Consider the following 11,488-nt stretch of genomic DNA (forward strand, 5'->3'; position numbering starts at 1 on the left):
TTAGTCAAACGTCTATTTGTCGTCGTGCACCTGCTCTAACAAGCCGAGCCGGCAACCTGGTATCCCTTCCACACCTACCTAGCTTCACCACGTCAGTTCCAGGGTTGTATGCTACTACCTTGTAGATGGTTATTGTCATCACTGTCTTCAACACACCGGATTCCGACCCCGCAATGAAGATGAAGATTCTCCACGAGGCCCTGGAGACATCGCAATACGTGATCATCTCCAAAAAATATCCCTGTACGGTGCTACTGGAAGACTTCCCATTTTACAAACGCATACGGGCAAAGGGATATGTTAACGATCTCCGGCTGGAGTTTGAGTTCAAGTCAGAGGTCACCCGTCGGGCCTGGGCTGAGTTTAAAAAAGTGGGCATCCGGCCGCCCGCGTTCGTCCCTCCATCGGGAGATCCTGCCCACGCACCTGGAGAGGCAGACGCATAATCCTTTTTCGTTTTCTCAGGATTGTGTGGTCAGGTACCTGCCGGCAGGTCCTGGCTCTTCCCTTTGATCCCTACAACCCGAACACCTGCATTCCCCAGAACAGGAAAAGGATCATGACCGCTACACCCGCAACAACCACAACCGGCCGGATCCCGAGCAGTTCCGGCACAGTCTCGGCCGGGAAAGCGCCGCGGTTTAGGATGGTGCTTGCGAGGACCGGGTAAAGGCGGGCAAATATCCCGGCCCCGATTGCGATCCCGACAACGCCAGAGAGCGCGTCCAGAGCCCCGGTCCCTACAGCCCCTGCGGCTGTGCCGGGACAGTACCCGAGCAGGGCGAACCCTGCCCCGAAGATGAGGCCGCCGATCACCGTAGCACCCACAGACCCCATCCGGCAGTGAAGCCGCACCACCCCCGCTGACTTCATGACATAGATCCCGATCATCCCGACCAGCACGGCCGAGAGCATCACCTTGATAACTGTGAAATCGGTGAGGAGGAGCTGGCCGATGATCACGTTGTAGTTCGTCACCCCGGATTTCTGGAGCAGGAACCCGAATGCGATGCCGGTAAGGAGGCCGAGAAGCAGCTGGGCCTTATTGTTTTTCCTGAGGGTATCAATAGACATCATCTCACCTCAGGGGAACCGGAACCCGAACAGCAGCCCCGCGACAAGGATGCCCCCGACAAAAAAGCAGGCTGCCGCAACCCAGCTTGAGAGGGCGAGCTGGAGTGTCCCCGAGATGCCGTGCCCGGAAGTGCAGCCGCCGGCCCAGCGTGCACCAAGGCCGACGAGGATCCCCCCGATGAGAGCGACGGTAAGCCGGAAGCCTGCATCCGGGCCGACAGCCGCAGCAAAGAACGATGGGACCGCCACGACCGCAAACGTCCCGGACAGGTATGACGAGAGGAATGCCCCCATCACGACACCAATGATAAGCATCCAGGACCAGTTAATGCCGGGGATGAACTTCTGGTAATATGGCATCTCCCGTGCCTTCCCGCCTGAGAGCCCCGCCTCGACCATCCCTGCGGTACTTGAGAATCCCGTGGAGCATCCGAGGGGGTGGTCGGAGAGCAAAAACGCCGTCCAGATCAGGACCCCTATTCCTGCGCCGGCAAGGTACGGCGACCAGGTTACCATGGTGAACCATTCGATCATACTATCCCTGCATGCAACGATGCATTCCCTCAAGATATACCCTTTCACCCTGACATACGTCCCAGCGCCTTCTGCCATCAACGAACAATTCTTAACCGGTAACGGACAAGTATCCATTCAGCAATGAAACAGATTTCGTTCCGGTTCCGGGTTTACATCATGGTCCTCCTCACCGTGGTCTGCCTGGGGACCCTCGGTATCAGCCTTGTTGAAGGGATACATCCCTTTGACGCCTTTTATTTCCTCATTGTAACCATCGCGACCGTGGGCTACGGCGATATCTATCCCGTGACCGTCCCGGGCAAGATCCTTACGCTTGCCATCATCATCACCGGGGTAGGCTGCTTTATTGGTGTGGCAGCAAACTCCATCGAATCCATGATCGATGAACGGGAACGCAGGAGCCGGCTTGAAAAACTGAACATGATCATCGGGCTCTTCTTCTCTGAGGTCGGGACGAAACTTTTGAAAATCATGAGTTCCAGCGACCCGGCCGTAGCCGGGATCCGTTCGGCGCTGGTGGTCTCAAACAACTGGACCGATGCTGATTTTTCCAAGGCACGTTCCCTGATCGAGAAGCACTCCTACACTATCGACAGCTGCGCTGTGCCCATGGACGAACTCTACCAGTTCCTCAAAGAGAAGAAGGGCTTTCTCCTGATAATTTTAGAAAATCCCCAGCTGATCGAGCACGAGAGTTTCACCCCCCTCCTCCAGGCGCTCTATCACCTGGCCGAGGAGATGATGGCAAGAGGGAATTTCTGCAGCCTCCCCTCTGCGGATTGTGCACACCTCTCCGGCGATCTCAACCGCGTGTACCGTCTCCTGATCCTGGAATGGCTCACCTATATGCAGTACCTCAAGCACAATTACCCGTACCTCTTCTCTCTTGCCATGCGGCAGAACCCCTTTGACGAGAAGGCGTCGGTCGTCATCCGCTGAAGGGAACTCCCTAAAAAGATTACTGGAGGACCGCCAGCAGGTTCTCGCAGACCGGGTGGCTGGCAAACGCCATGATTGGGCTTGAGGGGCCCGGTTCATTGCTGCCCTGTGCGATCCTCCGCAGATTCTTCTTTGACAGCCTTGGCGCGTCCGCTGCGATTTCTGTCCGGAAATCCGGTAGAGCATTCCTTACCGTTGTCGTCGCGATGTTGAATGCTGCGTTCACATCGGCATGCGCGACAAATCCGCAGTGCGGACACTCAAAGTGTTTCTTTGTCCTCCGCCCGAAGTGCCCGCAGCGGCTGCACCGCTTGGACGTGTACTCCGGATTTACGTAGATGACCGGGATTCCGCGTTCGAGCGCCCGCCGCTCCACCTGCCGCTGCAGGGAGAAGAACGAGTCGTTCTCAAAGGAGAAGACAAACGGGCCTGAATGGTCCTTGCGATGCGAATACCGGGGAGAAAAGAGCCTCTCGAACTTGATGCCGGTGCCGAGCGCCTCGGCAAAGGAGACGATCTGCCGGCAGATGGCATGGAGTGCCGACTTGAATTTTTTCCGCTCGCGGGTCTTGGCTTTCTTAAGTTTCCAGAGTTTTCCTTCCTTGTAGAGTTTTGTGCAGTTTTTTATGGAGTGCGAATGAACACAGTGGATGTTTTTCCCGAGTTTCATTACTTTCCCACTCTTCGGGTCGGCGGCAACGGCAACGTGGCCGGTAGTGTTTAAGTCAACGCCGATCCAGCGGGTCGTCAGGGATGTGGACGGATGAAATCTGATCACCTGTTATACCCAAATCTGGAGTTCAACCGCTGTACAAAACAACTCTCACTTCAGGAACATGTATGTGTCTTTTGATCCTCCTCTGTTACGTGAGAATACACATCTGTTTACGAATATAGATTTTGGTTGGAAGGGGCCGGATAGGTAAAAGAGTGATAATTCATGAAGGATTTTTTTTAAAAACGGCTGCAGGAGAACTCAATATACTCACTCTATCATTCATGCAGGTACCATGGAAAGAAGAAGAAAAAATGGGATACTCCTGATTCGTCAGATCATGACCGCGTAGGCAACAAGCGAGAGGAGGAATGCGAGGAGGAGCATCGCAAGTGAGAGCGGTGCAACAAAGACGAGCATTGCGTTGACCGTGCTTGCAAGCTGCGAGATCCGGTTGGAACCGAAGACCACGATATGCTCACAGTGGGCCGTGGACGCAGCGGTTTCAGCGGGAGAGAGATCGTCAATGGCTGCCTGGACGGCCTGCATGATGAGGGGCAGGAACTCATCCACCGGAACGTTGAGGCCCACCGGATTCTTGCCGGTGATGGTGTTTACAACGTGCGAGTCGGTGGTCATCACCTCCGCGTTGTCGGCCAGGGTGCGGACTTCCTTTAAGATAACCTCGCGGACACCGGCGGCCATGTTGTTGCCGTCGATTAAGATGTAGGCAGTTTTCTGCCCTTCCACGTCAACGAGCATCACCTGGATGCCGAGATCCCCAAACCCTTGTTCGCGGGTGTACGGGACAATGACGTGTGAAACACCGATCCGGAACCGGTGGAGCGGAGCTGCACGGCAGGCCTCCATTGCATCCATTGAGGCCCTCTGGTACTCCTGTGCCGTCAGCGTGGCAAGGAGGACCGGTGAGGAGAGATCGGTCATGCAGTTGTGCGCATCCACGACCGCGACATGGGGGAACCAGCGGTGCCCCTCGGCCATGATGGTGGATCCGATCGAGAAGTCAACATCCTCGGTCCGGTGTGGGGAGCGGGTCGTGACAAGGAGCACCGAATCCCCGAACTTCTGGCAGAGGACACTGACCGTCCCGACGGTCACGATCGAGGACCTGCCCGCTCCGGCCGAATATGCGAGAGTCGCCCGCGACTGTTTCAGGGCCGCGATCACCTTGTTGCTCTCGGACTCTGAGACGAGGTTAAAGTCATGTGTGGCGCACCCATGAGCGACCAGGGTCTCGTCCTCCATGCTCTCGTGCAGGATCTTGGGAAGGTTCCCCCCACCGATCTCGCCCATGGGGCCCGGGTGGAGATTCGGGACGGTGAACATAACCGGCTTCTTCGTTTCGCGTCGGAAGAAGAAACTCACCTGCGGAACAAAAATCTCTTCGCCGATCTCGCGGAAGAAGTCCTCCATCCCTTTTGAGCCGTCCGTCATGTGGGCGATGAACGCGTTGATGAACGCGAGACCCCGGATTCTGAATGCTTTTTTGAGCGGCCGCTCGATCATCCAGATGAGGATGGCAAAGCCCAGCCCGAAGACGATGTGGAGCACGAGCGCGAAGATGGCAAACGAGGGTGAGAAAAGGAACATCCCCGCGAGGATCCCGACTCCGCTCTGGGTGATAGCCGGAAGAACCATCCGCGGAACGCGGTAGTCCGCGATCGCGACCAGCACGAAGAGCCGGAGCCCGAAAACGAACCCGAGCGAGATGGCATAGAAGAGCGGGAGAAGCGTGATCGAAACTGCTATCGAGGCGAGCGTGATGATGACGGCAAAGACCGTGCATGCGAGCGCAAGCAAAGCCGAGCGGTTCCACGTCATGGTCTTGCCGCTCCACTCGATGATCGGCTTTGTCAGGACGAGCGCGGCGATGGCGGGGATGGTGAACGCGATGGTGCCCGAGAAGAGGAATGCCTCTGGCAGGGAGAGGAGATCGGAGAGGAGGGCCGGCACCGGGAACGCAATGAACCCTGAAGAGGGCAGGCTCAGCCATGCACGGGCGTTTGCGCCATCGATGACAAGGCCGAGGAGGATGATTAAGATGAGCGATCGCTGCCACGTAGGGGCGGTGAAGATGTACTTCGTGAGCTGCCCAAGCCGGACATCGTGGCCCTGCGACATCTACGAGAACCCCCCAAGGACAAGCTCATGCCGGTCGTTCTCTGAACGGACATCCGCAGTTGTGTAGGTGACGGGGCGGGAGAAGAACGGGGCATTGAGCGTGATGCTCTCGTACTCCCCTCCCTCCCCGGCGATATTGATCCGCCGGGTTGCGGCAACGCGCTTGAGCCGGCGGATGAGGTCGTCATCGAACCGTGCGCCAAGGAAGCTTGCGTCCAGCCCTTCAGCCGCCGTGACAATGATCCGGGCGTCCAGCCGCCCTGCCACCTCACGGAGGAGGGCTTCCGTATCCATGTGCCAGAGCGGGGTGAAGAGTGTAAGGCCAAGCTTGTCCGTGATTGCTTTCACGCGGGCGGCCTGGTACTCCGAGGCAACAGCCCCGGCCACTACGCCCTCGATGTCGAGCGCGGCAAGGCCGGCCTCGAGATCCTTAAGTTCATCCTCTTTGTTTCCTTCGGTCGCGATCTCCACGTATTCCATGCCCGCGACCTTCGCGATGACCGGCACCACGTCGAGGTTTGCCGAGTGGAACATATAGGAGTCGCGGTTCTTCGGCCGGGCGGTGACAAGGTACCGGACATCCTTCCCGCTGTCGATTGCCTTCTGGCAGGAGAGGATCGAGTCTTTTCCCCCGGATGTCAGCGCCGCCCAGCTCATTCCTCTTCTCCTAGCGTACCGGGGCCGGAAGTTCCCCGAAGTTCTTTGTATACCGCGCTTCCATGGCAGCCCGGTCCGGCAGGTGAGTCTGGCAACCCACGTGCTCGACAACATGCGATGCGGCAACCGTCCCGATCTTACAGCAGGTGAGCGGGTCGTACCCCCGCACATACGCCGAGAGGAACCCGGCACGGTATGAATCGCCGGCACCGGTGGGATCGGCAAGGGTGACCGGAACAACAGGAATAAAGTGCTCTTTCCCTTTTGTGTACAGCGTGCTGCCGTCCCCGCTCATCGTGAAGATGGCCATACCGACCCGGGCAATGAGGGCATCCCGCGTGATCCCGAGCGTTTCGCACATCTGCTTCACCTCATGCTGGTTGGCAAAGAGGATGTCTGCGTTTGAGATGATCGAATCCAGCTGCTCTTTATTGTACCAGAAGACGTCCTGCCCCGGGTCGAACGAGACGAACTCGCCCTTTTCCGCAACGCGGCAGTTGAACTCCGGGTCTGCAGTTGCCATGTGGACGAACGGGAGGGCCGGTGCCTCTGAGGTATGGAACGCCCGGGACGCACCCCATTCAAAGAAGGTCATCTGGTCACCGGTTTCATCCGTGAACATGAACGCCGTGGGCGTGTGGGCGTCAGGGACAACAAAGAACTGCTGTCCGACGCCGAGTTTTGTCATCCACCGGTCATAGTCGCTGCCCTTAAAGTCGCTCCCCACGCAGGAGTGGAGCGTTACTTTCTCCCCGAGCATGGCGATGCCGGCCGCGATGTTTGCTGCCCCTCCACCGTAATAGATCTGGCGGTCGGTGATATGGGTCGAGCAGTTCTTCTCCGGGAGGTGGGCCACCTTGGAAATATGGTCAATAGCCGTGTGGCCAACGATATGGATCATTGTTCCTGCACATCCACGAGTTTTAAGGGGATGTCGCGCAGCGCCTTGCCGATGGTCGACTTTGCGATCCGCTCGGCATGCTCCTTACTCTCGGCACGGAAGACTTTCATCTCCAGGACGAGCCCGACAAGTGCCGTATCCGCGACAACGATCGCGCTCGACAGCGTCTCCTCGCAGTAGGGGCAGGTAAGGAACCCTTCTTCAACATCCACGAACTTAGCTGCCGGGTTCAGGCGTTTACCGGCTTCGCTGATTGCGATCCCGATGGCATCGTCAAGCGTCTTTACGTCGCGGACGAGCCACGCGGCTTCCATTGTTACCGTATAATCTGGCATCTTCTCTAACCTCTTACCATGTCTCGCGGTGCACGTGTTCCCCGACTGCCATCCGTGGCGGCGACTGTGCAGGCTCTTTTCCTTTTCCTACGGCCAGCAGGGCAACCGGCCGGAGGTGCTGCGGTAGGCCTAAGACCTCCCGCACACCCTCGTCTTCGAACGCGCCGGTCCAGCAGCTTTCAAGGCCCCGCGCCCGGGCGGCAAGCATCATGTACGTGCAGGCAATCGTTGCGTCTTCCAGAGCATAGAGGATCCCCCGTTCGCCGTACCGCGACATGGACCGGACGTAGTTGGAGCAGACCGCAAGGATGAGCGGCGCCTGCCGGATATGTTCCTGTTCAAACGCGACCCCGGCGAGCGCCTCCCGGGTCACCTCTTCCGTCACCACGACAACGTCCCACGCCTCCAGGTTGCCAGCGCTCGGAGCGGCACCCGTGCATTTCAGGATAAACGCGAGGTCCTCTTCTGCCACAGGCTCGCCCGTGAAGTCCCGGACCGATGACCTGCCGGCAAGGAACGCGTGGAAATCAGAGGAGTCCATGTTCTGAAAGTACCTGCCATGCTTCCTGCGCCGGCGTGGTCGCGGCGCTGACGGCCGTCCCGATCCTTAACGATGCCTCGTCCGGCTGGTCGCTCTCGACAAGGGAGATTGCCTCGCTTAAAGAGTTGATCGCTTTCTGGAATGACGAATGGCCGGTACTGTGGACCGCAAACTGGAGTTCGGCCCTCGTTGCCTCCATCATCATGATGAGCATACGGCGGGCGCCAACTTTTTCCTGGTCCTTGAATCCGGTGAGTGCAACACAGAGCTGGGACACCATGATCAGCTCGGATTTTGCCCGTTCGCCAAACTGGTAATTCTTGACTGCAGCTGGAAGATCCATAGTCACCATAGTCATTGGGATAAAAGATAGTTATCCTTGACGGAATGAAACGGCAATCCATCCGTACCGGGAAAACATCAAGAAAAAGATTGAGTGAGGTTTTCACCTCAACCCATGGTGGGCCCGTTGGTAACCTGATTACCGGGAAGACTTGGCCTTTGCACCGAGCGCGGAGACCTTTGCCCGCTTCATGTGCCGGCGGATCATGGGGTTTGCGGTTGACTCGTTCATGCCCGAGCCGCCCGAGCGGTCGCCACCGCCGCGCCTGCCGCGTCCGCCACGTGAACCGCCGCGGCCGCCCTGTGCCTCGGCGATCATGTCAAGCTGCTGTACTTTGGCTCCTGCCTTGAAGCGCTGGTTCGGACCCGGGGTTTTTGCCTCGCCTTCCTTCTTGGGGACGAGCCGGATCTGGCCCTTGACGCCTTTTACCTGAGCCCAGAGGGTTGTGCCTGTCTTGCCCATAATAAACTCCTTACTTTATTCGTCCGTGCTTGTGATAAATCTTTAGGCTCCGAGTGGTTCGAGAACCACGAGGAGGAGAAGATTTTCCGTGAGGAAAATCTTCGACTTCCGACTGGCCATCAGGCCAGGAGAGTTACTTAGATGCTGTGACCCGCTCGATCTCCTTTCTCAGCACTTCGCTCACCAGTTTCCCGTCAACGGAGCCCCGCACCTCCGCCATCACGACGCCCATGAGCGGTCCGAGCGCCCCTTTGCCCTTCTGCGCAACGAAGTCCGAACGTTCGGCAATGATCTTCCGGACAATCGCTTCGAGTTCCTCGCGCGAGACTGCGGGTGCCAGTTTCGCGAGCGATTCCGCAAACGTGCTGCCAGCTGCAATGTTCCGGAAGAGATCAGGGATGGCCTCGCGGGCAGCTTTTCCAGCCTCAACCGCATGCCAGCTGTTGAGATATACTTGATCGGGAATCTTTGCAACATCGACGCCGTCCCTGCGAAGTTCGGTCGTGGTTGAGAGGATGGTGAATGCAGCGAGCTTGGCCCGGATGCCCTCCTTCACCGCCCGCTCGAAGAGCGGGAGCTTGTCTGAGCCCGCCAGCTGGAGAGCATACGGGAGCTCGATTTCATGCTCCTTTGCGTACCGCTCTGCCCGGACCGTGAGAAGCTCGGGGACCGTGACCGTGTTCCAGCGTTTCTCGTCAACAATAACCGGGAGCACGTCCGTCTCCGGGTACATCCGGGCTGCGCCCGGCAGCGGGCGCATGTACGCGGTGCTTCCCGATTCAAGCATCTTTCTTGTCTCTTCGGGAACGGGCTTGTCCGAGAGGGCAATCTGCGCCCGTGTCACGACCTGTGCAATTGCACACGCTGCCTGTTTCTCGCTTGCCCCGGAGGCGATGATAACGCAGTCCTTCTCTCCTGCCGTCAGGTGCGAGCGGAGCATCGCGACCTCATCAGCCGTGACGCCGTACGCCGGGAGCTCGTCCGTGTGGAAGATCCCCCCAACGCCGCATTTCTTCGCATAATCGGACATCTCGCTCCCAAGCCGGCGCTCCGGCTGGATCTCGCGGCCGACAAGCCCGGCGAAACCCGGCAGCACGATTGCGTGGATCTTCTTTGCCTTCTTCAGCACCGCGGACTTTGTCTCTTTGAAGAGCTCCGTCACGTCCGTCCCGGTTGTTGCGCCGATCTTTGCCCCGCGCCCCTTCAGTTCGTCGCGGATCGCAAGCAGGTTCGTCTGCCGCTGCACTTCGCGCCGGACCACTTCTGCGATCAGGTCCAGTTCCTGCACGCCCTTGATCTCCACGCGGGCACCGGCAGCGATGGAGATGTTGACATCCTGCCGGATCGTGCCGATCCCGCGCTTCACCTTCCCGGTCGAGCGGAGCACCATGCCGATGTACTCCGCCATTTTCTGCACATCTTCCGGGGTGTGCATGCAGGGCGAGGTCGTGATCTCGATGAGCGGGATGCCGAGCCGGTCCAGCGAAAAGACCTCGTCCTTCACCCGCTGGCAGGCCTCTTCCTCAAGGCAGATCGTCTCGATCTCGCCGCCGTTCGGGAGTTTCCCGTTCAGGGCAACAAGTGCCGTCCGCTGGAACCCGCTGGTGTTGGAGCCGTCGATGACGAGCTTCCTCATCGTATGCACCTGCGGGACCGGGGTCATGGAAAACATCTTCCCTATGGTGAGGCAGACCGAGAGCGCCTCATCATTCATCGGCGCCGGGGGTTCCTCGTCGTTCTCCACAAGGCAGGTGGTATCGTACGCATAGTAGAGGAACTTTCTGTCGCTCTTCATCTCCTCCTTTGCCGCCCGGTCGATCTCGCCCATCTCGGAGACGGTGGCCCGGAGATAGCGTGAGAACTCGCCATTGTGCTCCGCGATCTCGCGGAGCGTTGTGGGGCAGTGGCAGAAGAGCTTTTCTTTTGTGTCGAGCTGCTGGTGGATCTCGATTCCGGCAACCAGGCCGGCTTTCTTATAATCCATGGCTGCTCCTCCGCGTGCACTCGCCCTTCAGACTGGTCTGCATCATGGCGGCTGCCTTCGTTTTGTCCTTCTCGTTACCCAGCACCCACATCAGCTTGACGAGCGCTGCCTCGGGCAGCATATCGCCGCCCTCGATGACACCCGCAGCAAGCAGGTCGCGGCCGGTGTCGTACACCCGGTCGCAGACCCGGCCATGCATGCACTGCGAGGTCATGACGATGAGTGTCCCGCTCTCCGCGAGATGTTTCAGCCCGGGGATGAGCGCCGTACTGGTGTGCCCGAGTCCGGTTCCTGCGATAACAAGCCCGTGGTATCCTTCGTATGCTTTCAGGATATCGGGTGACATGCCCGGGTAGAACTGAATGAGGGCGCAGTGCGGGTCGAGGTTGTCGTGGAGTGCCAGCCTTGCTGTGCCGCGCTTCACGGCATCGTTTACGAGCGTCACCTTCCGCGAGGGATACTCTACGCTGCCGATGGGCTCTGCACCGAGGCTTTGGAACGCGTCGCGCCGGGAACTATGCATCTTTCGGACCCGGGTCCCGCGGTGGATGGCACAGGTGTTATCGTTCGTTGTCGCATGCATCACAACTGCGACCTCGCCAAGATCGCTCGTTGCCGCGGCGGCCGCACAGACCGCGTTCATCGCATTATCGCTCGAGGGCCGGTCAGCTGAGCGCTGCGATCCCACGAAGACGATCGGCACCGGTGTGTCGAGCATGAAGCTTGTCGCTGCTGCGCTGTAGGCCATGGTGTCAGTGCCGTGCGTCACGATGATCCCCTTTGCGCCGTTTTTGATCGCGTCATGGGCTGCGCGGGCCAGCTGCTGCCAGATGGCGGGAGTCATGTTCTCAGAAAGGA

The 11,488-nt window shown here is 58.7% G+C and carries 14 protein-coding genes; 2 read left to right on the plus strand and 12 right to left on the minus strand.

What is annotated here, in order from left to right; translation table 11 throughout:
- Positions 1 to 125: 125 nt before the first annotated feature.
- Entirely contained in the window at positions 126 to 446 is a 321-nt protein-coding gene (locus CW742_RS01960) for a hypothetical protein (protein ID WP_292415853.1), read from the plus strand.
- A gap of 70 nt (positions 447 to 516) precedes the next feature.
- On the opposite strand, the gene CW742_RS01965 is transcribed toward CW742_RS01960, so the two are convergent.
- Positions 517 to 1,077: a DUF6691 family protein gene (locus tag CW742_RS01965; protein ID WP_394339453.1), complete on the minus strand. Its 561-nt coding sequence runs from the start codon at positions 1,075 to 1,077 to the stop codon at positions 517 to 519.
- Positions 1,078 to 1,083: 6 nt separating this feature from the next.
- Complete coding sequence (locus tag CW742_RS01970) at positions 1,084 to 1,686, minus strand: YeeE/YedE thiosulfate transporter family protein (protein WP_292415854.1); 603 nt, start codon at positions 1,684 to 1,686, stop codon at positions 1,084 to 1,086.
- Between the two features lie 45 nt (positions 1,687 to 1,731).
- On the opposite strand from CW742_RS01970, the gene CW742_RS01975 reads away from it, so the two are divergent.
- Positions 1,732 to 2,550 (plus strand): potassium channel family protein, encoded by an 819-nt coding sequence (locus CW742_RS01975; protein WP_292415857.1) that lies wholly within the window; start codon positions 1,732 to 1,734, stop codon positions 2,548 to 2,550.
- A 19-nt stretch (positions 2,551 to 2,569) separates the two neighbouring features.
- Here the strand turns inward: CW742_RS01975 and CW742_RS01980 are convergent, their stop codons facing one another.
- The 10 genes from CW742_RS01980 to gatD all read right to left on the minus strand — a co-directional run.
- Positions 2,570 to 3,328 carry a zinc ribbon domain-containing protein gene (locus tag CW742_RS01980; RefSeq protein WP_292415859.1) on the minus strand — a complete coding sequence of 253 codons (759 nt, stop codon included), beginning with the start codon at positions 3,326 to 3,328 and terminating at the stop codon, positions 2,570 to 2,572.
- Positions 3,329 to 3,598: 270 nt separating this feature from the next.
- On the minus strand, positions 3,599 to 5,407 hold the full coding sequence (locus tag CW742_RS01985; RefSeq protein ID WP_292415861.1) for a DUF2070 family protein: 1,809 nt from the start codon (positions 5,405 to 5,407) through the stop codon (positions 3,599 to 3,601).
- Entirely contained in the window at positions 5,408 to 6,064 is a 657-nt protein-coding gene (locus tag CW742_RS01990) for a diphthine--ammonia ligase (RefSeq protein ID WP_292415863.1), read from the minus strand. It lies immediately after the preceding gene.
- Positions 6,065 to 6,074: 10 nt separating this feature from the next.
- Positions 6,075 to 6,965 carry a carbohydrate kinase family protein gene (locus tag CW742_RS01995; protein WP_292415864.1) on the minus strand — a complete coding sequence of 297 codons (891 nt, stop codon included), beginning with the start codon at positions 6,963 to 6,965 and terminating at the stop codon, positions 6,075 to 6,077.
- Positions 6,962 to 7,300, minus strand: a complete 339-nt coding sequence (locus CW742_RS02000; RefSeq protein ID WP_292415866.1) for a DUF555 domain-containing protein — start codon at positions 7,298 to 7,300, stop codon at positions 6,962 to 6,964. Before CW742_RS02000 ends, CW742_RS01995 begins: the two co-directional genes overlap by 4 nt.
- 13 nt (positions 7,301 to 7,313) lie before the next feature.
- Positions 7,314 to 7,841 carry a nitroreductase family protein gene (locus CW742_RS02005; RefSeq protein ID WP_292415868.1) on the minus strand — a complete coding sequence of 176 codons (528 nt, stop codon included), beginning with the start codon at positions 7,839 to 7,841 and terminating at the stop codon, positions 7,314 to 7,316.
- On the minus strand, positions 7,828 to 8,184 hold the full coding sequence (locus CW742_RS02010) for a hypothetical protein (RefSeq protein ID WP_292415871.1): 357 nt from the start codon (positions 8,182 to 8,184) through the stop codon (positions 7,828 to 7,830). The genes CW742_RS02005 and CW742_RS02010 overlap by 14 nt, the downstream gene beginning before the upstream one ends.
- Before the next feature lie 138 nt (positions 8,185 to 8,322).
- Positions 8,323 to 8,646, minus strand: a complete 324-nt coding sequence (locus tag CW742_RS02015; protein ID WP_292415873.1) for a DUF5350 domain-containing protein — start codon at positions 8,644 to 8,646, stop codon at positions 8,323 to 8,325.
- Between the two features lie 133 nt (positions 8,647 to 8,779).
- A complete protein-coding gene (gene gatE, locus CW742_RS02020; RefSeq protein ID WP_292415875.1) occupies positions 8,780 to 10,630 on the minus strand; it encodes a Glu-tRNA(Gln) amidotransferase subunit GatE in 1,851 nt (616 codons plus the stop codon).
- On the minus strand, positions 10,620 to 11,488 hold an 869-nt coding region (gene gatD, locus CW742_RS02025; RefSeq protein ID WP_292415878.1), incomplete at its 5' end, for a Glu-tRNA(Gln) amidotransferase subunit GatD. The genes gatD and gatE, both read right to left, overlap by 11 nt.

Source organism: Methanoregula sp. (genome assembly GCF_002835825.1).
Lineage (GTDB): Archaea > Halobacteriota > Methanomicrobia > Methanomicrobiales > Methanospirillaceae > Methanoregula.